Annotated in this window: 18 protein-coding genes, 1 rRNA gene and 1 riboswitch; of the genes, 7 read left to right on the top strand and 12 right to left on the bottom strand. The window is 61.1% G+C overall.

Annotation, left to right across the window (positions count from 1 at the left end; all coding sequences use genetic code 11):
- Nucleotides 1-65 precede the first annotated feature (65 nt).
- Nucleotides 66-182, top strand: a 5S ribosomal RNA gene (gene rrf, locus JDEN_RS12070).
- Nucleotides 183-269: 87 nt separating this feature from the next.
- Here rrf and JDEN_RS12065 read toward each other — a convergent pair.
- From JDEN_RS12065 to JDEN_RS14170, 8 genes are all read right to left on the bottom strand, one after another.
- Entirely contained in the window at nucleotides 270-800 is a 531-nt protein-coding gene (locus tag JDEN_RS12065; protein ID WP_015772651.1) for a gluconokinase, read from the bottom strand.
- Nucleotides 801-929: 129 nt separating this feature from the next.
- A complete protein-coding gene (gene manD, locus JDEN_RS12060) occupies nucleotides 930-2,159 on the bottom strand; it encodes a D-mannonate dehydratase ManD (protein ID WP_015772650.1) in 1,230 nt (409 codons plus the stop codon).
- A 127-nt stretch (nucleotides 2,160-2,286) separates the two neighbouring features.
- Nucleotides 2,287-3,735: a mannitol dehydrogenase family protein gene (locus JDEN_RS12055; protein ID WP_015772649.1), complete on the bottom strand. Its 1,449-nt coding sequence runs from the start codon at nucleotides 3,733-3,735 to the stop codon at nucleotides 2,287-2,289.
- The gene (gene uxaC / locus JDEN_RS12050; protein WP_041287939.1) at nucleotides 3,732-5,138 is read right to left on the bottom strand and encodes a glucuronate isomerase; all 1,407 of its coding nucleotides are present in this window, start codon (nucleotides 5,136-5,138) and stop codon (nucleotides 3,732-3,734) included. Before uxaC ends, JDEN_RS12055 begins: the two co-directional genes overlap by 4 nt.
- A gap of 93 nt (nucleotides 5,139-5,231) precedes the next feature.
- Nucleotides 5,232-6,248, bottom strand: a complete 1,017-nt coding sequence (locus JDEN_RS12045; RefSeq protein ID WP_041288549.1) for a LacI family DNA-binding transcriptional regulator — start codon at nucleotides 6,246-6,248, stop codon at nucleotides 5,232-5,234.
- Between the two features lie 39 nt (nucleotides 6,249-6,287).
- On the bottom strand, nucleotides 6,288-7,217 hold the full coding sequence (locus JDEN_RS12040; RefSeq protein ID WP_015772646.1) for an acetylxylan esterase: 930 nt from the start codon (nucleotides 7,215-7,217) through the stop codon (nucleotides 6,288-6,290).
- Nucleotides 7,218-7,282: 65 nt separating this feature from the next.
- Nucleotides 7,283-7,927: a substrate-binding domain-containing protein gene (locus JDEN_RS14175; RefSeq protein WP_226926625.1), complete on the bottom strand. Its 645-nt coding sequence runs from the start codon at nucleotides 7,925-7,927 to the stop codon at nucleotides 7,283-7,285.
- A complete protein-coding gene (locus JDEN_RS14170; RefSeq protein WP_226926626.1) occupies nucleotides 7,924-8,325 on the bottom strand; it encodes a LacI family DNA-binding transcriptional regulator in 402 nt (133 codons plus the stop codon). The genes JDEN_RS14175 and JDEN_RS14170 overlap by 4 nt, the downstream gene beginning before the upstream one ends.
- A 309-nt stretch (nucleotides 8,326-8,634) precedes the next feature.
- Between JDEN_RS14170 and JDEN_RS12030 the strand changes: the two genes are divergently transcribed.
- From JDEN_RS12030 to JDEN_RS12005, 6 genes are all read left to right on the top strand, one after another.
- On the top strand, nucleotides 8,635-9,657 hold the full coding sequence (locus JDEN_RS12030; RefSeq protein ID WP_015772645.1) for an ABC transporter permease: 1,023 nt from the start codon (nucleotides 8,635-8,637) through the stop codon (nucleotides 9,655-9,657).
- Nucleotides 9,651-10,592: a carbohydrate ABC transporter permease gene (locus JDEN_RS12025; protein ID WP_015772644.1), complete on the top strand. Its 942-nt coding sequence runs from the start codon at nucleotides 9,651-9,653 to the stop codon at nucleotides 10,590-10,592. The genes JDEN_RS12030 and JDEN_RS12025 overlap by 7 nt, the downstream gene beginning before the upstream one ends.
- 78 nt (nucleotides 10,593-10,670) lie before the next feature.
- Nucleotides 10,671-12,332, top strand: a complete 1,662-nt coding sequence (locus tag JDEN_RS12020; RefSeq protein WP_015772643.1) for an ABC transporter substrate-binding protein — start codon at nucleotides 10,671-10,673, stop codon at nucleotides 12,330-12,332.
- Nucleotides 12,333-12,411: 79 nt separating this feature from the next.
- Entirely contained in the window at nucleotides 12,412-13,971 is a 1,560-nt protein-coding gene (locus JDEN_RS12015; protein ID WP_015772642.1) for a GH39 family glycosyl hydrolase, read from the top strand.
- Nucleotides 13,972-14,026: 55 nt separating this feature from the next.
- Nucleotides 14,027-16,099, top strand: a complete 2,073-nt coding sequence (locus JDEN_RS12010) for a beta-galactosidase (protein WP_015772641.1) — start codon at nucleotides 14,027-14,029, stop codon at nucleotides 16,097-16,099.
- The gene (locus tag JDEN_RS12005) at nucleotides 16,099-16,773 is read left to right on the top strand and encodes a hypothetical protein (protein WP_015772640.1); all 675 of its coding nucleotides are present in this window, start codon (nucleotides 16,099-16,101) and stop codon (nucleotides 16,771-16,773) included. The genes JDEN_RS12010 and JDEN_RS12005 overlap by 1 nt, the downstream gene beginning before the upstream one ends.
- Here JDEN_RS12005 and JDEN_RS12000 read toward each other — a convergent pair.
- The 4 genes from JDEN_RS12000 to JDEN_RS11985 all read right to left on the bottom strand — a co-directional run bounded on the left by JDEN_RS12000 (nucleotide 16,763) and on the right by JDEN_RS11985 (nucleotide 21,326).
- Nucleotides 16,763-17,521, bottom strand: coding sequence for an alpha/beta hydrolase (locus JDEN_RS12000; RefSeq protein ID WP_015772639.1), 759 nt, complete (start codon nucleotides 17,519-17,521; stop codon nucleotides 16,763-16,765). The two genes, JDEN_RS12005 and JDEN_RS12000, sit on opposite strands and share 11 nt — an antisense overlap.
- Before the next feature lie 40 nt (nucleotides 17,522-17,561).
- Nucleotides 17,562-19,613: an alpha-glucuronidase gene (locus tag JDEN_RS11995; protein ID WP_015772638.1), complete on the bottom strand. Its 2,052-nt coding sequence runs from the start codon at nucleotides 19,611-19,613 to the stop codon at nucleotides 17,562-17,564.
- A 68-nt stretch (nucleotides 19,614-19,681) separates the two neighbouring features.
- The gene (locus tag JDEN_RS11990; protein WP_015772637.1) at nucleotides 19,682-20,896 is read right to left on the bottom strand and encodes an O-succinylhomoserine sulfhydrylase; all 1,215 of its coding nucleotides are present in this window, start codon (nucleotides 20,894-20,896) and stop codon (nucleotides 19,682-19,684) included.
- A 4-nt stretch (nucleotides 20,897-20,900) separates the two neighbouring features.
- A complete protein-coding gene (locus JDEN_RS11985) occupies nucleotides 20,901-21,326 on the bottom strand; it encodes a rhodanese-like domain-containing protein (RefSeq protein WP_015772636.1) in 426 nt (141 codons plus the stop codon).
- A 5-nt stretch (nucleotides 21,327-21,331) separates the two neighbouring features.
- Nucleotides 21,332-21,429, bottom strand: a riboswitch (SAM riboswitch).
- Nucleotides 21,430-21,523: the final 94 nt, after the last annotated feature.

Raw genomic sequence — 21,523 nt, 5'->3', positions numbered from 1 at the left:
ACCCGGTTCACCACCCACAAACCACAAACCACCACACCACACACGGTTCAGTGGCCCACACAACTCGCGGTCGTCATAGCGGCAGGGAAACGCCCGGTCCCATCCCGAACCCGGAAGCTAAGCCTACCAGCGCCGATGGTACTGCACCCGACAGGGTGTGGGAGAGTAGGACACGACCGCAACACCACCACAAAAAGGGTGGGGTACTCGCAAGGAAACCTTGCCAGTACCCCACCCTTTTCCCATACCCACAACACCCCAAACACTAGTCACCGAGTGTGGCTCAACCATTCCACAGCCGCATCAACAATCTCAGTAATACTCAAACCCACATCCAGCACGGTTCCTTGCTCGTCACCCTCCAACGGCTCCAGTACGTCGAGTTGTGAAGCAAGGAGCGTTGCGGGCATGAAATGCCCGGAACGGAGTCGTAGCCGTTCAGTGAGCACCTCGATATCACCATGCAGGTGGAAAAACACGGTGCCAGGCGCCTGCTCACGGACAAGATCACGGTAGGAGCGTCGTAACGCACTGCACCCCACAACAAGGGAGTGCCCTGACGCGTGACAGTCACCGAGTTCACGTCCCACAGCACGCAACCAGGGGAAACGGTCCTCATCGGTGAGGGGAGTCCCTGCCGTCATCTTCGCAATATTCTCCGCAGAGTGCAGTGTATCCCCATCAAGGAACTCACACCCAAGGCGCTGCGCAAGGGCACTTCCCACGGACGTCTTGCCGCACCCAGAAACCCCCATCACAACAATGTGTTGTGGTGATGCTGGGATCCATGAAGACGACATATTTCTCCTCGTCATTGTCAGACACTGCTGATGTCAACGGTATCGTCTTTGCACGAACGATTGTGGACACGAACACGTTACTGAGCCACTGATCGAACCGTGTCACTGTCGGTCACGCACTCCCCACGTTTACCAGTCGTGGACGGTCCCGTCGGCGAGCCGGTTAAAGGGAAGATACGCCTGTTGGTAAGGGTAATGCTGTGCGGCATCGTCGTTGTAGTGCACGCCGAGCCCAGGTGCGTCACCGGGGTGAAGGTATCCATCGGTGAACGTCATATGTTGTTCGAACACAGTGTTGGTGGCGTCAGATTGGCCCATGAACTCCTGGATCCCGTAGTTGTGGATGGCAAGTCCCACATGAAGTTGCGCGGCGAACCCGACCGGTGAGATATCGGTAGGGCCATGAAACCCTGACTTGATCTGGTATTGGGCGGCGTAATCCATGACTTTTTTTAAGGGGGAGATCCCCCCGAAATGGGTGGAGGCTGCACGCACATAATCAATGAGTTGTTCCTTGATCAGCGTCTGGAAGTCGTACACCGTATTGAACACCTCACCGATAGCCAACGGGGTCGTGGTGTGTTGGCGAACGAGACGGAGAGCCTCTTGGTTTTCGGCCGGTGTGCAGTCCTCCAACCAGTACAAGTCGTAGGGTTCGAGAGCCTGGCCGAGTTTCGCGGCTTGAATCGGGGTCATCCGGTGGTGACCGTCGTGCAGGAGTGGGAGTTCCGGACCGAACTCGTTGCGCACTGCTTCAAACACGGTGGGTAGGTGGCGCAGGTAGGCGCGAGTGTCCCAGTCCTCCTCCTGCGGGTAAGCTCCACGACCAGCTGGTTCGTAGTCGTAGCGTTGTCCTGAGGATTGTTTTTGGGAGGCCACCCCGTAAACGGCTTTAATACCGGGGATTGATGTTTGCACACGGATCGACTGGTATCCGAGGTCCAGGTGGTGACGGATGGAGTCAAAAAGTGAGGGGATGTCTGTGCCGGACGCGTGCCCGTAGGCGCGTAACCCAGTACGGGAGGCGCCACCGAGGAGTTGGTAGATGGGAAGACCAGCGATTTTCCCTTTGATGTCCCACAGTGCCATGTCGACTGCCGCGATGGCGGCCATGGTGACGGGGCCGCGGCGCCAGTAGGCGGAGCGGTACAGGAACTGCCAGGTGTCTTCGATGCGGTGGGGGTCGCGGTCGATGAGGAGCGGGGCGACGTGGTCGCTGAGATAGGAGGCGACGGCCAGTTCACGTCCGTTGAGGGTGGCGTCTCCCAGCCCGGTGACCCCATCGTCGGTGGTGAGACGCAGGGTGACAAAGTTGCGGGAGGGGCTGGTGACAAGTACTTCTGCCTGAACGATGCGCATCGTCAGTCCTTTCATCAAGGGCGTGCGGAGATAGCGGTAGCGGCGCTACCGCGTGGTGTGGGTGCGGTGTGTGGTTGAAGCGTGCGCCGCGACCGGTGGGGCCACGGAGCATGGAAGATGCGGGTGATTAGAAGGAGCCGCGCATTGTGTGGATGGCGGTGAGTGCGGTGGTGTTGGCGGCAAGGTCGGGGTCGAGGACGGTGATGAGCGCTTGGGTGGTGGCCAGCTCGCGTGGCGTGTTGGCGTGTGCGGTGATGATGTGGGTGAGGGCGTCAGCGTTGGGGTCGTGGATGGGGATGACGTTGCGGTGTTGGATGACGAGGTGGTCACACCACGCGGCGAGGAGCCGCAGAGAAGCGGTCCCGGAGCGTCCCGCGGCGTGTTCTGCCTGGTAGACGGGGACCGCTCGGGCGGCGAGTTTCAGTGAACCGTCATGGGCGATGTGGGCGAGTGGGTGGGCGATGCGGGGGTTGGTGAATCGTTGGGTGAGGGCAACCCGGTAGGCGGGGATGTCCAGGTCGGGTTCGGTGAGGTGGCGGGCGGCTTCGTCCCAAAATTCGTTGATCCACGTGGTGACTTCGGGGTCGAGCATGGCGTCGGAGACGGTGGTGTGGCCGCGCAGTTGACCGGCGTAGGCCATCAGGGAGTGTGCTCCGTTGAGGAGCCATAGTTTGCGGCGTTCGTAGGGGTTGATGTCGGTGACGAATTGGGCGCCTGCGTTTTCCCAGGCGGGACGGCCGGCGGGGAAGTCGCCGGAGATGACCCAGGAGGAGAACGGTTCGGTGATGACGGGCGTGTGATCGAGGTAGCCAGTGTCGTGGGCGACGGTGCGTTTGTCGGTGTCGGTGGTGCGGGGGGTGATGCGGTCAATGGAGGAGTCGACAAAGGACACGTGGTCGGTGATCCATTGTGCCAGCGTGGGGTCGACGTGGTGGGCGATGGTGGTGATTGCGGCGCGGGTGACTGCGCCGTTGTGAGGGAGGTTGTCGCAGGACATGATGGCCAGCGGCCATGCGTCGGCGTCTCTTCGTGCGGCGAGACCGAGGACGATGCGTGCGGGGACGGTGGTGAGGGTGAGGGTGCGTCGTTCGTGGGTAGTGAGGGCGGTGTGCCCGTCGCCGATGAGGGTGCGCAGGGTGGTGATGTCGGTGTCGATGTGGGGGTCGTTGAGGTTGAGTGTGGGTGGGGTGGTGCCCATGATGCAGTGGTAGCCGGCTTCGGTGATGGTCAGGGTGATGATGGCGGTGGTGGCGGCTGCGATGTGGGCGGTGAGGGTGGTGAGGTCGTTGCCGTCGTGGGCGGCGGTGATGGTGTCGATGATTTCGTGGGTGTCGCCTTGGGCGGAGCGGGTGACGAGCGTGTAGATGCCGTCTTGTTGGGTGAGTTGGGTTGCGGCGTGGGGGCTGCGCCCGGTGAAGGCGATGATGCCCCAGTTGTCGTTGGCGTGTTGGGTGTACCAGGCTTGGTGGGCGCGGTGGAATGCACCGAGTCCGATATGGACGATGCGCGGGTCGCGTTGGGCGGTGAGGCCGGTGGTGTCGCGGCGTAGTGGGGTGCGTGGCAGTGTGTCGATCATAGTGTGAAGGCCCGTCGTGGTGCGGCGTCGACGAGGTCAACGATGATCTCGTGGGCGCGGGTTTCGGTGATGCGGTGTTCTGCGACGAGCCGTGCTAGGTAGGCTGCGTCGGTTCGGCGTGCGGCGTCGTGCCGTGCGGGGATGGAGCAGAAGGCGCGGGTGTCGTCGATGAACCCGGCGGAGCGAGAGAATCCTGCTGTTTCGGTGGTGGCGGCGCGGAAGCGGGCCATGGCGTCAGGGGCGTCGAGGAACCACCAGGGGGCGCCAATGTAGATGCTGGGGTAGAACCCGGCGAGCGGGGCGATTTCACGGGAGTAGGTGGTTTCGTCGATGGTGAACAAGATGAGTTGGAAGTCGGGGTGGGTGCCGACTGCGTTGAGGAGTGGGGCGAGGTTGGTGGCGTAGTCGACGGCGAAGGGGATGTCGTGTCCGGTGTCGGGGCCGTAGGTGTTGAGGGTGGTGCGGTGGGTGTTGCGGTGGACGCCGGGGTGCAGGGTCATGACGAGTTGGTCGTCGAGGGACATGAGTGCTTGTTGGTAGAGCATGTGTGCTTCGAATGCGTAGGCTTCGTCGCGGGTGGCGGTGCGGTTGATGCCTTTGGTGAAGAGTCGGGCTGCTTCGTCGCGGTCGAGTCGCAGGGTTGCGGGGGTGTGGGTGCCGTGGTCGGAGGAGACGGCACCGTGTTCGCGGAAGTAGTGGCGGCGTGCGGCGATGGCGTTGAGGTATCCGTCGTATCCGGTGTGTCCGTCGCCGGCTTCGTCGATGAGTCGGGTGGCGAGTTCGGGGAAGGTGGGGTGCCAGAATTTGGTGTATGCGTCGGGGCGGAAGGTGGGGATGACGCGGGGGGTGAAGGTTGGGTCGTTGGCGAGGGTGTCGTGGGCTTCGAGGGTGTCGAGGGGGTCGTCGGTGGTGGCGAGTACTTCAATGGTGAAGGTGTCCATGAGGGCTCGGGGCCGGAATTGGGGGGTGTTGATGACGGTGGTGATGGTGGTGTAGATGTCGTCGGCGTTGGCGGCGTTGGGGGTGTCGGTGATACCGAAGACGGTGATGAGTTCGTGGGTGAGCCAGTATCCGGATGCGGTGCCGTCGAAGAGGTGCCAGTTGGCGCACAAGGTGCGCCAGGTTTCTTCTGGGGTGACGGTTGTGGTGCCGCCGACTCTGAGGTGGTCGAGGGGGATGCGGTTGGCGTGGAGGAGCCGGGTGACGTAGTGGTCGGGGCTGATGAGGAGTGCGGTGGGGTCGGGGAAGGGGGTGTTGTTGGCGAGCAGGGTGGCGTCGACGTGCCCGTGGGGGGAGATGATGGGGAGGTGTTCGATGCTGGCGTGGAGGTGACGGGCAATGTCGCGGACTGCGGTGTCTGCGGGGAAGAGCCGGTCTGGGTGGAGCTGCATCGACGGTGACATGCCATGATCGTGAGGCAGGTCACCTTGCAGGGGCAATTTGTTGCACAAAGTTGCATGCACCGAAACTTGCCGATGCGCGGTGGGGTGACGTGGTTACTGTGCGGCCGGTCCTGTGGATCCGCGGATCACGAGGCGGGTGGGGAGGCGTACGGAATGGTGTGGGGTGGGGCCGTGGTCACGGAGCATCGCGAGGAGAGTGCGCACAGCAGTTGCACCTAACGTGTGTTGTGGGGCGGCTACGGAGGTGAGCCCTGGTTCGACAAGGTCAGAGCCGGTGGAGTTGTCAAACCCCACAAAGGAACGGTCCTTGGGGATGCGCACCCCGTGGTGGCGCATCGCTTTCATGGCACCGAGCGCGAGCATGTCGTTGAACCCGATGATGGCGGTGGCACGTGTGCTGAGGATCGCGTCGGTGAGGGCCGCTCCACCATCCATCGTGGGGGCAACCGACGCGAGGGCGGTGGCACGCATGCCACGGGTGGCGCCGTGTTCTTTGATGGTTTGCCACCGCACACCGCTTGCCCAGGACGCGTCTGGCCCTGCTAAGTAGAGGATGTCTGTGTGACCAAGGGCGGCAAGGTGGTCGACAACGTGGCGGGTCCCACTGACGTGGTCAACAAAAAGGTTAGGGACGCCACTGATGATTCGGTTGATCACGAGGGTGGGGGTTTGTCGTGCCATGGCGCGAATTGCTGTCCCCGGCATTCTTGTGGATGTGAGGATGACACCATCAACAATATCGAGGGAACGTTCCACTGCTTCGCGTTCAATGTCGCCGGATTCGCGTGAATGTGCCAGCAGGAGTGTGTACCCGTTGAGTGCGGCTTCCTCTTCAGCACCGCGAATCAACTCAAAAAACACCGGGTTGGTAATATCGGACACCACAAGAGAGATCATCCCGCGCCGGTGCGTGCGACCAGGTAACACCGTGCGTGACGGTGCTGCCTGATACCCCACCGACTCTGCCGCTAGGCGAATCTGTTCCGCCGTCGCCGCGGACACCTTCCCGGGGCGGGAAAATGCCCGAGACACGGTGGCAGCTGACACCCCAGCGGCACGTGCCACATCGTAAATGGTGGCCCGGCGTGAGGGGGATGGCGGCTGTGACACCCTGTGATTATCCCCGGTTTCGTCACCACCCATCAACGGCTACGCACGTGTCCGCTCCCGTAACCAGCGCAATTGCTTCTCTAACTGGGTGGCGTCCCCACCGTCATGACCGTTAAACCGGTACTCCACCACCTCAACGGGGACGTCATGCCCCGTGTCAGAACCATACGCATCGACCATGGCGCGCACTCCAGCAACCGGGCATAACGTGTCCGCCAACCCGTAGGACACAAGCGCTGGTGTGGTCGACCGGGGCACGAGGTTGACCACATCAATATGTGCGAGAGTGTCAAACAACGCATCCACGCGCTCGCGGTGGGTGGCGGCGTAGGTGCGGGCTTCGAGGTAGGGGCCGTCGCTTGCGGATTCAACTGATTGTTCAATGTCGCATAGCAGCGGGACGTTGGCCATGACGCCACCGAGTCCGGGCAGGAGACCAGACACCGCCAATGCGATCCCGGCTCCTTGGGAGTTCCCAGACAAAAACACGTGGTGACGGTTGTGTCCGGAGAGTTTTTCGGCTGCGCTGACGGCGGCGACTGCGTCGAGGATGAGGCGCACGTAGTACAGGTTTTTGGGTGCGTCGGCTCCTTGGGTGAGGAACCCGGGGACGTGTGGACTGGAGCCGTGTGGGTCAGGTGTGTCGCCGCCGGTTCCGTATTGGCTGCCTTGGCCGCGGGTGTCCATGAGGAGGTGGGCGAACCCGGCTGCGGCCCACCACAACCGTTCAAAGGGTTTGCCGCGTCCGCGCCCGTACCCGAGGTATTCGACGACTACACCTCTGGTGGGGGAGTTGGTGGGGTGGGTGAACCACCCGCGGATGGGGTCGCCGTGGGCGCCGGTGAAGGTGACGTCGTCAATACTGACGGTGTCGGTGAGTCCGTGTACGGGGGTGGCGGACACGGTGGGTGTGGGCAGGTGGGCGAGTTGGTCATCCCAGAAGGTGCGGATCGTGGCGGTGGTGGGCATGTTCAGTCCTCAGCGGGGCGGATTGATGGTCGATGCGCGGGGCGGGTTGGCTGGGGGTGGTGTGGTTATGGTGCGGGTGGTGGTGCGGTGGAGCCGCGCACGATGAGTTCGGTGGAGAGGTCGAGGTGGGGCACCCGCACGGTGCCGCCTTCGGCGAGGGTGAGGAGCATGTCTGTGGCTGTCTCGCCCATGAGGTTGAGGGATTGGTCAATGGTGGTCAGTGGTGGTGATAACCATTCGGTGAGTTGGACACCGTCGTAGCCGACGACGGACAGGTCGTCGGGGATGCGGATGCCGAGTTCTTGGGCGGTTCGGTACACTCCGATTGCTTGGAGGTCGGAGCCGGCGAAGATCGCGGTGGGGCGGTTGTCGCGGGTGAGGAGGTCTCGGGCGTGCAGGGCGCCTCCGGTGAAGAAGAAGTCACCGTAGCGGATGAGACTGCGGTCAATGTCGAGGCCGCAGGATTCTAGGGCTGATCGGTACCCGTCGACTCGGGCCCGTGAGTTGAGGTAACGGATGGGCCCGGAGATCATGCCGATGCGGGTGTGGCCGAGGTCGATGAGGTGTTTTGTTGCTGAGAATGCGCCGCTCCAGTTGTTGGATCCGACGGTGGGGATCCGGTCGGGTTGGTCACCGAACGCGTCGATGGCGACGACGGGAATGGAACGAGAGTCGAACTGGGCGATTTGGGCGTCATCTACTGACGTCATGACGAGCAGAACTCCCAGGGGGTTGCGTTCCAGATCGCGTCGATGAGTTGGCTGGGTGGACGGCTGTCAGTGTCGAGTCTGGAGATGACAACGTTGATGTTGTCTTCGGCGGCGCGTCGTTCTACGGCGGCGACGAGTTCCATGGACCAGGCGGTGTCGAACTCGTGGAAGACCAGTTCGATGAGTGAGGACCTGTTGGTTTTGGGGGCGCGCCTGCGGTAGTTGCGGGCGGTGATGATGGACTCGACGTGTGCTTTTGTGGCAGGGGAGACGTCAGCTTTACCGTTGAGGACCTTGGAAACTGTTGCTACTGACACTCCTGCTTCGCGCGCTATTGACGCGATTGTGACAGCTTTGTCCGGCGGGCCCGCGGTGGGGCTCGTGGTGGTCGTGTCCATTGACATGAAGTCCAGCCAATCTCCAGGGTGCAAGAGCTCTGATCATCGTAACCGCTCTTACGTAAGTTTCGACAGGTTGTCTCGGAAGTTGAGGATGTTTCGGTGCGGGTTAGCCCGCAACGTTGCGGGCGCATCAGCGATTATTACAGTTTAGTCGAGCCGTTGACTTATTTGGCTGCGAACTCTTAAAGTGTAACGCACAACGAGTTACGGTAATGTTCACGAAACTTTCGATGCTGATAGTGAGTGACCAAGTGACGCGTCCCGGCTACACAGGAGTGGCCGGACCTGAGCGAAAGCGAGTGACGCATGAGTGCGCACCCAGGCGTAGCGGCCCTTGAGCCGCCGATCACCGAGGTGACCCCGGGGGACGAACCACCCGCAACCCGCCCCCGGCGACGACGAAAGCGTGCCACCAACCCGCACGCCCAGATCAGCTGGCGCACAGCGCTGCGGCGCGACTGGCAGTTGTACTCCCTGCTGGTCCTCCCCCTGGTGTTCCTCGCGATTTTCCGGTACCTGCCCATGGCCGGCAACGTCATTGCGTTTCGCCGGTTCCGCCCCGGTGGCTCAATCTTCGGGGAAGAGTGGGTAGGGCTTCGCTACTTTGAGATGTTCATCAACGACGCAAAGTTCTGGCAGGTCTTTCAGAACACCGTGATCCTTGGCGGGTTATCTCTTCTCATTATTTTTCCGCTCCCGATCATCCTTGCGCTGCTCCTTAACGAGCTCCGGTCAGCGAAATTTAAACGCGTTGTTCAAACGATCTCCTACCTGCCGCACTTCATGTCGATCGTCATCGTTGCGGGGATCGTGTTTCAACTGTTCTCCATGCAAGGGACAGTCAACCAGATCGTGGAGGCCATCGGCGGTGACCCGATCTCCTTTATGCAACGCCCCGACTGGTTCCGCACCATCTACATTTCCTCAGAAGCCTGGCAAACCGTTGGGTGGGGCACCATCCTCTACTTGGCTGCGCTCACCCAAATCGACCACACCCTGTATGAGGCGGCCCGCATTGATGGGGCTAACCGGTGGAAACAAACCTGGCACGTCACGCTACCGGGCATCCGACCCACCATGATTACCCTGCTCATCCTGAACATTGGGTCGTTCATGGCGGTGGGATTTGAAAAAGTCCTGTTGCTGTACAACCCGCTGACCTACCCGACCGCCGATGTGATCTCCACCTACCTGTACCGCATCGGTATTGTGTCGTCGAACTTCAGCTACGCCACCGCGATCGGGCTTTTTGAATCGATCATCGGTCTCACACTCATTCTGTCCGCCAACGCACTTTCGCGACGACTCGTAGGGACAAGCCTGTGGTAACGACACAAGCCAGCGAACTAGCCGACAAGATCACCGAACCATATCCGATCCGCAACGCCACACTGCTCAAAGACTCCCGCGGGTACACCACGTTCCGTGTTGTGAACATTATTGTGCTGTTCCTCATCATGTTTGTGACGCTGTACCCCTTCATCAACATTGTGGCGCAGTCGTTTTCCTCCGAAGGGTTCATCAACTCCGGGCAGGTCAACTTGTACCCGCGTGGGTTCAACGTAGAGACCTACAAAACGGTGATGGCGGACTCCATGTTTTGGACGAACTACCGCAACACCGTGGTCTACACCGTCGTGGGGACCGTCATTGCGCTGGTGATGACCACAATGTTTGCCTACGCACTGTCCAAGAAACACCTCAAAGGGCGAAACGGGTTCATCCTCATTGCCGTGTTCACGATGTTCTTCAACGGTGGGCTGATCCCGAACTACGTCCTCATCAACGCCCTCGGATTCAAAAACACGCTGTGGGCGATCGTCATCCCCAACGCAATCAGTATTTTCAACCTGCTCGTCATGAAAGCATTCTTCGAAAACATGCCAGAAGAACTCGAAGAAGCAGCCGCCATCGACGGGCTCAGTACCTACGGAACACTGTTCCGCATCGTGCTGCCGCTCTCCAAAGCGGTGATCGCCACCATGACACTGTTCTACGCTGTGTCGTTCTGGAACTCGTGGTTCGCCGCGTTCCTCTACATGGACAAACGCGAGCTTTACCCCGTCACGGTGTACCTGCGCAACCTCATCAAGGGCGCTGAAACTGCCACATCGGTTGGTGGTGCAGGTGCAGAAGTGTCCGCCGTCGCCGCGAACATCCAATCCGTGACGATGGTGCTCACCGTACTTCCCATCATCATGCTCTACCCCTTCATCCAAAAATACTTCGTTTCCGGAGTCATGCTCGGCGCCGTCAAAGGCTGACGCATCGGGCGCACCACCCGCAGGTGCCCTGTCACAGCCGACAGCGCATCATTCATCACCACTCAGAAAGGTATGACCATGAGGAGATCACTGACTCGGGTAGTTGGCACCGCCGCCGTCTCCCTCTTCGCTCTCTCCCTTGTTGCCTGCTCCGACAGCGGCAACAGTGAACCAGAACCCGTGGACACCGACGCCCTCGAAGCAGAACTTGAGGACAACATGGTCGGAGCCATGGAGAACTATGCGGCTGGGCAAACATTTGTTGCCACCGAACCCGTCGAGTTTTCCATGTTGTACCGCGACCACCCGAACTACCCCATCAAAGACGACTGGTTGCTCTTCACCCACATTGAAGACCAGAACAAAGTCAGCTTTGACATCACCTCTGCACCGCTCAGTGACTACGAGCAGCGCCGATCCCTCCTCATTGGTGCCGGAGACGCACCCGACGTCATCACCGTCACCTACCCCGGTCAAGAAGCGCCGTTCGTGGCTTCAGGCGCGATCCTGCCGATCTCGGACTACGTCCACCTCATGCCGAACTTCCAACAAAAGCTGCAAGACTGGGACCTGGAAGGTGACCTCGACACCATCCGCCAAGCTGACGGCAAGTACTACATGCTGCCAGGTATTTACGAGAAGATGCGCTACGACTACTCCATTGGGTTGCGCACAGACATTCTTGAGGACCTTGGCCTGGAAGAACCCGCCACCTGGGATGAGTTCCGCACCGTGCTGGAAGCCATCAAAAAAGAGAAGAACACGAAGTATGTTTTCTCCGACCGGTGGAAAGGTGAAGCCCTGCTCAACGTGGCAGCAGCATCCTTCAACACCGTCGCCGGGTGGGGTTTTGGTGGCGGAACCCTGTATGACGAAGCGAAAGACGAGTTCTACTTCGCCGGGTCCTCAGATGACTACAAAACCATGGTCGAATACTTCGCAGGTCTTGTCCAAGATGGGCTGATGGACCCCGAGTCCTTCACCCAAGAAGACGACCAAGCTGACCAGAAACTCGCCAACGAACAGTCCTTCGCGATCACCACGAACGGTCAAGAACTCCTTCGGGAACGCACCGTGCTGGAAGCCACCAAGGGCGACGACTTCCAACTCGACAAAATCCGTGTCCCCTCTGGCCCAGCCGGTGACAACATGCGTGGGGCGCGCATCGAAAATGGCTTCATGATTTCCAGCGACGCCAAAGACAACGACGACTTCGTGGCAATGCTCCAGTTCCTTGACTGGTTGTACTACTCCGATGAAGGACTTGAGTTCGTGCGCTGGGGGGTCGAAGGGGAAACCTTCACGAAAGACGCTGACGGTAACCGGGTCCTCGCAGACGGCATTGAGTTCTTGGACACCAACGTGGGGGCCGACAAGCACTTCCAGGCTGACTACGGTTTCTTCAACGGTGCGTTCTCACTTGCCCACGGGTCCACCGAAGAACTGGTGCTCACACACATCTCCGATGAAGAAAAAGCATGGGCTGAAGGCATGGCTGACAAAACCCTCCTGCCCGCCAACCCGCCCTACCCACTCGATGAAGGCGAACAAGAGCAGGTTGGTTTGTACCAGACTGCCCTGACTGACTACGTCAAGCAAAACACGCTCGCGTTCATCCTTGGTCAACGTGACCTCTCCGAATGGGATGCGTACGTCTCAGAACTGGAAGGTCAAAACCTGTCCGCCTACATGGACATCATTAATGGTGCGCACAAGCGTTACCAGGAAAACAACGGCTAATACGTGAGCTGTTGGCGGCCCGGTCACCTGCCCGGTGGCCGGGCCGCTCCCACACCCATCTTTCCAAGGAGTTCTTGCCATGCATGTCGTTCCATCAACCCCTGTTGCCCAGCTCACCGATGCGTGGCGCGCCTGTGTGGGAACTGGCCGGATGGGGTTGTCCCTGCGCCAGGGCCACAGTGACGCGGTGAAGAAAGCGGTTGCGGACATTGGGTTCCAGTCGATCCGCGGGCACGGCATGTTCCACGACGATATGGGAATCATCAAGGTCAGCGAGGTGGGTGGCGAACGGGTTGTTCGCTACTCGTTTCTCTACCTTGACCAGGTTATTGACTCCTACCTTGAGGCTGGGGTGACCCCACTGCTGGAGTTGGGGTTCATGCCGGAGGTGTTGGCGTCAGGGGACCAAACGGTGTTCTGGTGGAAAGGGAAGGTCACCCCACCTGCTGACTATGACGCCTGGTGCGAGCTTGTTCAGGTGACTTTGCGGCACCTTATTGACCGGTACGGTGCAGAAGCTGCGGTGAGCTGGCCCATTGAAGTGTGGAACGAACCAAACCTCACCGTGTTTTGGAAGGACGCCGACCAGGACGAATACTTCCGTTTGTACGAGCGCACAGCCCGAGCCATTAAAACAGTCGATGCGCGATTCCAGGTGGGTGGGCCCGTCCTATCCCCAGGGTCTGACCACTGGTGGGCGCCGTTTATCGCGTTCATTGAACGCACCGGCGCGCCCATTGATTTTGTGTCCCGCCACGCCTACACCTCCGGCCCCGCTGAGCATGTTCCGTTCGGGGTGTACCAAACCCTCATGGAACCACAGCACCTCATTGACCAGTTTGCGATCCCCAGCGAGGAACTGAAAGGCACCACCCTACAAGGGCTGCCCGTCCACATTTCCGAGTACAACACGTCCTACCGGCCCGACAACCCCGTTCACGACACCGCGTACAACGCCGCCTACCTTGCCCCTGTGCTTGCCCGCGGCGGTTCAACGGGCGTCGCGTCATTCTCCTACTGGACCATCAGCGACGTCTTTGAAGAAGAAGGTGTCCCGCGTGCGTTGTTCCACGGTGGGTTCGGGCTCCTCACCCACGGCAACATTCCCAAACCCACCTACCACCTGTTCGCATTCATGGCAGCGATGGGCACCGACATTCTCTCGACCGGGGATGACCACCTGGTCACCCGACACCCAGACGGTCACATCGCTGTCCTTGCCTGGCACCCGGTTACCGGAGAACCCGCTACCCCCACCGCTGGACACACCGTGAGCTTGTCCATTCCCCTAGACCCCACCAGCGCACCCACAGCCGGGGCGCACACACCCGGGAAACCCGCCCCCGCATCGGCAGCCTACGCCAGCCGCCAACGCGTCAACGACACCCTCGGAAATGCGTTCACCGCCTGGCAAACGATGGGCCGCCCGCCAGCACCCACCCGCCAGCAGATGCGCCACCTCCACCTCGCCGCCACCCCACACCACACCGTGACCACCCACACCATCACTGACGGCCGCGTCGACCTGACCCTCACCCTGGACCGCCACGAAATCACCCTCGTGGAACTCACCGCCACCACCAACGCCACCGAACCATGGATCGACGACACCCGAATCCCCGGTCACGCCACCGCCTAACCAACACCACCCACACCACCTGCTCCTGCCTACCCACCAACGAACGGATGCGACCATGACACTCCCACCCGCATCGTCAATCCGCTACGGCGGCGACTACAACCCCGAACAATGGCCCACCGAAACCTGGGACGACGACTACGCCGCGTTCAACGCAGCCCACATGAACACCCTCACCGTTGGGGTGTTCATGTGGTCACTCATCCAACCAGACGAAACCACCTACGACTTCGACGTGCTCGACGCCATCATCGACCGGGCACACGCCGAAGACCGCCAGGTTGTCCTGGCCACCGCCACCGCAGCCGTCCCCCCATGGCTGGCCACCACCTACCCTGACGTCAACCGGGTCGACTTTGAAGGACGCCACCACAACTACGGGCAACGCCACAACGCCTGCCACTCCTCACCCAACTACCGGCGCCTCGCCACCGAACTTGCGGGACGCATCGCCCAGCGTTACGCCCACCACCCTGCGGTGATCGCCTGGCATATCAACAACGAATACGGCGGATACGGGGGAGCCTGCTACTGCGACAACTGCGCCCAAGAGTTCCGCACCTGGCTCACCCGCCGATACGGCACACTCGACGCCCTCAACGATGCCTGGTACACGACGTTTTGGTCCCACCGGTACACGAACTGGGACCAGATCGTGCCCCCCACGATCCTCAGTGAACACTGGAAATCCCCCAACCACACCGCCTTCCAAGGGATCACACTCGACTACTACCGGTTCACCACCGACACCATGATCCGCACCTTCACCGAAGAAAAAGACGCCATCCGCGCCCACTCCGACCTGCCCGTCACCACCAACTTCATGGGCCTGTACAAACCCCTGGACTACCACCGGTGGGCACCCCACCTTGACTTCGCGTCCTGGGATAACTACCCGCCCGACGAACACAGCGCCAACCGGATGGCCCTTGCCCACGACACCATGCGTGGCCTCAAAAACGGGCAACCCTTCTGGGTCATGGAGCAAACCCCCTCCACCACGGCCAGCCGCGACGTCAACCCGGTGAAAAAACCTGGGATCCTGGGCCTGTGGTCCTGGCAATCCGTTGCCCACGGCGCTGACGCAGTCCTCTACTTCCAGATGCGCCAAAACCGGGGAGCCTGCGAAAAATACCACGGCGCTGTCCTCAACCACTCCGGGCGGCTCGACACCCGCGTCTTCACCGAAGCCGCAACCCTCGGTCACGACTTTGACACCCTGGGTGAGCACACGCAGGGGTTACGCACCCCCGCCCGAGCCGCCGTCATCCTCGACTGGGACTCCTGGTGGGCGTTAGAAATGTCCGACGGCCCCAACCGACACCTGTCCTACATCGACACCGTGCTGCGCCTGTACACACCCCTGTGGGAAGCCGGAGTCCCCCTCGACGTCATCCCCATCACCGCGCCGCTGGACACTTACGACGTCGTCGTCGCCCCCGCCCTGCACATGCTTACCACCGACATCACCCAACGCCTCACTGACGTCGCCCACCGTGGCGGTACCGTCATCACGACCGTCATGTCAGGGCGAGTCGACACCAACGACCACGCCTTCCTTGACATCACCCCAGGCCCGCTTGCCCCACTGTTCGGGATCCGCATCGACGAAACCGACGCCCACCACCCCAACGACCCCGTCACCCTCACCACCGACCTCACCAACCCACTCACCCCACACCGCACCAACACGCCCACACACGGGACAGGGCACCTGGTGTACGACATCATCCAACTCGACGGCGCGGAACCAGTCGCTACCTACACCGGCGACTGGTTCACCGGAACCCCCGCAGCAACCCGGCGCAGCGTCGGCGCAGGTGACGCCTGGTACATCGGCACCATCCTCGACGACACAACCATGACCACCATCATGCACAACGCCATTGCCCGCCACCACATCACCTCACCCTTCGCAGCAACCCCTGGCCTCGAACACACCCGCCGCGGACACATCGACTTCCTCCTCAACCACCACCACACCCCCCACACCCTCACACTGCCCTTTAACGGAACGAACCTCCTCACCGGCCACACCCTCACCGAAGGCGATACCATCACCCTGAACCCCACCGACGTCGCCGTCATTGCCCGACACCGCGACCACACACCCGAGGACACCAACTGATGGCAGCCCCCCAAGAGTTCGGCACCGGAATCCTTGCGCGCGTCACCAAACAGACGTACTGGATGCTGGCCCTCACCGCATGCCTCGCGCTCGCGGTAGCGGTGCCTTGTGGGGTGTCGATCTTCCTGGATCGTGATGCGTCAAACATCCCATTGTTTGCGGTGATGGTGTGGGCGTGTGCGCCGGGGGTGTCAGCTGCCTTTTTCACCTGCCAGCAGCGCACCCGTGACCTGGACGACAGTCCGTTCGCCGCGTTCTTTTATGGACTGCGACGCAACACGGTAGGGGCGTTAGTGTTGTCCGCACCTGTTGTGGGGTTGGGCGGGTTGACTGCGTTCAACGCAGCGTTTGGGGCTACCGCGGGGATCCCCACCGGGTTCGTGTGGGCGGGTGTGGGCATCACCATTGTGTCGCTCGTGTGGCTCAGTCACGCCCTGCACATTCATTCACAGTTCGCGTTTCGGTGGCGTGATGTTGCCCGGCTGGGGTTGTACTACGTGACAGCGACACCACGGGTGTCTCTGGGTGCGTTGTCGTTGTGGGTGTTCAGCTTGGGGATTGTGTACCTCACCTCAGATGGGGTGCTGTTACTCCTTGGTGGGGTGGTGTCGTTTTTGTTGTGGCGTAACGCCCTTCCACTGCTTGCTGATGTGCGAGCCCGGTTCATCGCATGAGGAACGTGATGATGTCCTCACTGATGAGGGCGCGGGTTGTCGCCGGGTCAAGGGTGGCAACCCCATCGCCTGATTGCTCACCGTAAGCACCAAACCCCGCATGGTTTGCACCCTCGATTTCTCTTATCGTTGCAGTTTCGGGCAGGAGGGGCCGCGCATCGGCAATTTTTTCTGGGGTGGATAACCCGTCTTCGCTGCCGGAAATGCTGAGGACGGGCAGGGTAGAGGTGGAGATGTCGGTTGCGCAGTACGACGCGAGCAGGATCACACCGCTGGTGTCGGAGGCGAGCTGGCAGGCTCTCACACCGCCCAGGGAGTGACCGGCCACCATCCACGTGTCCACATTCGGGGCGAGGTCGGTGAAGGTAGACAGCGGGCGAACATCGAAGAACGCGAGGTTGAGCCACGGTTTGGTGATCACCACTGTCACCCCGGTGGTGGTGACAACGTCCGCGAATGTTGCCACGTAGGCGGCTGCCTCAACCTTTGCCCCCGGAATCATGACAAGACCGGTGCTGGTTAGGGGTGCATCGGATGTGGTGGGGTCGGTGGGGGTCAGAACAAGTGCGAGCCCTGCATCGGTGACGGTGATGCGTGGGTCATTGGTGACAGAGGCGAGTGGGTCAGGTTCTGCGGGCATGACTCCGATCTGGCTCCACGCCACCATGCCGCCCACTGCGAGGAGAACAAGAACACCAAGGACAGCTAGTGTGCGCAGCGCGTACCGGCGCACCCGTGATCGTGGCATACCGTGATCCTACGCGGTGAGGGGCGGTGGTGAGGAATGGTTAGTAAATGGTGCGTCCGTGGGTGTCGGGGATCCCTGACTTTCGGAAGAAGTAGGTGCACATCTGGTCGCGCCATTCGTGTGCGCAGCGGACTTGCTCGGTCAGGCGGGTGCTTACTTCCTCGAACACCGCGGTGGGGATCGTGTCACGGAGGTTGTCCCAGGTGCGTTGGTAGTCAAGAACCTTGTCGACTCCCTCAAAGTGGGTGTCGTAGATGTGTTGGATCACCGTTTTCCCGGAGTGGAGAACGTGGGTGTAAGGAACATGGTGGAAGAACAACACCAGTTCGTCCGGGCAGGTGTCGAGGTTGTTGTACTGGTCAGCGAGTTCGGGCGGGTACTGGTCCACAAAGCGGGTGCCGGTTCGGGTGCGGTCCACACCCACACCGTCACGGTCCGCGAAGTGGTAGGTGCCCCAGGGGGAATATTCGTACCCGTCGATGTGGGGGCCGTAGTGTGCTGCACCGGGGGAGACCATAAAACCGACCCCCAGGGGGGCGGTGTATTTTTCGTAGGTGTCCCAAGACGACGCCATGATGTGGTGCAGTGTTGTGCGCGTGGCTGCTGGGGTGTGGGGGAAGGTGAGGGTGAGCCATTCGGTGAGAATGTCACCGGGGTCTGCTGTGGGATCCCAGGTGAGCCGCCCGTAGGCGTACAGGTTCGCTTGGGCGAGGGGGTGACCAGTCCAGTAGGCGCTCATTCCCACGTTGGAGACGGCGGTGAAGGACACAGGAATGTCAGCGAGGGTGGTGTGGGGGTTGCTGGTTGGCCAGAAGGTGAACCGCATGATCTCCGACCACTGGGTTCCGAGGTAGCAGATGTGCCGTTGTTGCCCGGTGTATTCCTGGGTGACTTGGAATTCGAGGGACAAGTTGGTGTGGGGCATGGCCGCGAATGTGGGGGAGATGGGTTCGCGGGCTTGGAAGTCCATGGGGCCAAACTTGATTTGGACGATGGCGTTGTCGGCGAAGGTGCCGTCGTGTGGGGCGAAGTGTTCGTAGGCTGCGCGGGCACGGTCAGTGGTGCGGTCGCGCCAGTCCTGGGTGTGGTTGTAGACGAAGGCCCGCCAGTGGACGATTCCGTGGTGTGGCGCGAGCGCCTCGGCGAGCATGTTGGCGCCGTCAGCGTGGGTGCGACCGTAGGCGAAGGGGCCGGGTTGTCCTTCGGAGTCTGCTTTGATGACGATGCCACCGAAGTCGGGGATGACAGAGTAGACGGCGGTGAAAGTGTCGGCCCACCATTGGCGCACTTGTGGGTCTAGTGGGTCGTTGCTGGTCAGGCCGCCCAGGGACATGGGAGAACCGAAACTCACGGACAGGTGGGTGCGGATGCCCCAGTTCCGGAAGATCGCGGCGATGCGGGCCACGTCGTTGATGTTGTCGGTGAGGAGGCGGGCTGCGTCACGTTCCACGTTGACGTTGTTGATGGCGACGTGGTTGATGCCCAGTGACGCCAGGAGGCGCGCGTAGTCGGCGACGCGGGTGAGGTTCTCGCGGACCGCGCCGTTGGTGTAGAAGATGGAGTCGCCAGCGTATCCGCGTTCGATCTGTCCCATCACGGGGTGAACACTGAGGTTGTCCCAGTGGTCGAGCATGCGGATCGCGGTGGCGGGGGTGTGCTTACTGGTGGGGGGCAGTGTGGTGAGGTCGTGGCGGAGGAGGGCGAAGTAACCGTAGAGCAGTGCGTTGGGGGTGCGTCCGGTGACGGTGATGGTGTCGGGTGTGGTGGTGAGTGTGTAGGCGTCATCGTGGGGGTCACCGAGGAACTGTGTTGATGCGGGTTGGTTGGTGGCGCCTGTGGGGGGTGTGAGCCGCAGGGTGAGGGTGCGTGATGTGGTGGTGGTTGCCGATGCGCGCCCCGGGTGCTCCGTGGTGGTTGCGTTGTGTGCTGCGTGGGTGATTTCGCTGCGCAGGGTGGTGATCACGGGGTGGTCGGCAAGGTGTGGCGGGATGTCGAGGGTGGTGGTGAGGTCGCCGAGGCGTGCCAGGGTTGTTGGCGGGAGCCATGCGGGGTGGGGAGAGGTGGCAGTGTGGGCGGTGGTGTCCAGAGACATTGTGGGTCCTTAAGCGTCGTTGCTTACCCGCAATAGTTTAGCAGTTGGACAAATAGAATGTGCTGGTCTTACTCGGTGCGTTGCGCGGTGACGAGGGCTTGGGTGATGTCGTCGAGGATGTCGCGGACGTCTTCGAGGCCGACGGACAGGCGGATCGTTGTTTCCGACATGCCCACTTTGGCTCGCCCTTCGACCCCGAGTTTGCGGTGGGTTGTTGTGGCAGGGTGGGTGGCAAGAGTTTTCGCGTCACCAAGGTTGTTGGAAATGTCCACAATGGTTAACGCGTTCAAGAACGCAAAAGCATGGTGTTTTTGCTGCTCAGGTGTTGTTCCTTGCGGGATGTCTAGGTCGAATGTGACGACAGTTCCACCGCCGGTTTGTTGCGTGCGCGCTAACTCGTGCTGGGGGTGGCTGGGCAGGTAGGGGTAGCGCACGTTGATGATTCCGGGGGTGGTCTCTAGTGTTTGTGCGATCGTGAGGGCGCCGGCGTTTTGGGCGGCGACCCGCACAGGGAGGGTTTCGAGTCCTTTGAGGAGCACCCAAGCGTTAAAGGGGGAGAGGGAGGGGCCGGTGTTGCGGATCATTGTTTGTACTGGCCCAGAAATGTAGTCGGTAGAGCCAAGGATTGCGCCGCCGAGGACACGGCCTTGCCCGTCAATGTGCTTGGTCGCGGAGTACACGACCACGTCAGCCCCGAGTTCAAGGGGGCGTTGCATGACAGGGGTGGCAAAGACGTTGTCGACAATGACGAGGGCGCCCGCATCGTGGGCAAGACGTGCCACGGCTGCGACGTCGATGATGTCTTGCATGGGGTTGGATGGTGTTTCAAAAAACACCACGTCAGCTGGGGTGGCGAGGGCTTCTTCCCATTGGGATAGAACGTGGCCGTCAACATAGTCGGTGCGGATGCCCCACTTGGCGAAGATGTCGTCAAAGATCACCAGGGATGAGCCGAACAAGGCGCGCGCGGCAACGATGCGCGACCCGGATTTCACCACGGCGGCGAGTGCTGTGAACACGGCGGACATGCCGGTGGCGGTGGCGTAGCAGGCGTCAGCGCCTTCCATGAGGCGCAGGCGCTCTTCGAAGGTGTGGACGGTGGGGTTTCCGTACCGTGAGTAGATGAACCGATCGATGTCGCCGTTAAAGGCAGCTTCTGCTTCCTGAGCAGTGGAGTACACGTATCCCTGGGTGAGGAAGAGAGGTTCAGAGGTTTCGTCGAAGGCGGTACGGGTTTGCCCGCCCCGCACGGCAAGGGTAGCGGGGCGTAGGGTGCGGGACACGGGGTTACTCGCCTTCGGTGAAGGTGGTGGTGGGCAGGCCGCGCAGTTTCCACCCGTTGACGGTGCGGTTGCCGTAGTCGTCGGTGTCGCCTTCGAATCCTTCAAGGACATTGTAGGCGGGGCCGTACCCGGCAACGGTGGCGGCCGTAGCTGCGCCAATGGAGCGGTTCCCAGAGCGGCACAGGAAGATGATGGGTCGGCCATCGCCCGGGGTGACCCCGGTGTTGGCGAGTTGGGTGAGGAACTGGTTGTTGGGTCCGAACGCGGTGACCCATTCGATGTAGTGAACGTCGTGGTTGATGCTGGTGAGGTCGGGGACCCCAATGGTTTGCCATTCCCCTACCGTGCGGACGTCCACGAACACGGCGTCGGGGTTCTGTGCGGCAAGGTCAAACGCTTCTTGCGGGGTTAGGTCGCCTGCATATGTCATGCTGTCCTCCATCGTTCTGGCGTTAGCACCCTCACCCGGATGACGTGTCGGGGGGTTGCTGCGGTGTCACGGTGCCAAGTCACTCGACCGCTCTGGATGGTTGTACTCAACGATCATGACCGATGACCGCAAAAAATGAGACACCCTTTTCAAAATGTGAGACGTGTGTGGTGTGGCGTTGACACCACAGACCAACA

The organism is Jonesia denitrificans DSM 20603 (genome assembly GCF_000024065.1).
Classification (GTDB): domain Bacteria; phylum Actinomycetota; class Actinomycetes; order Actinomycetales; family Cellulomonadaceae; genus Jonesia; species Jonesia denitrificans.
Note: the sequence above shows the minus strand (reverse complement) of the source record. Positions and strands in the feature narration are given on the sequence as shown.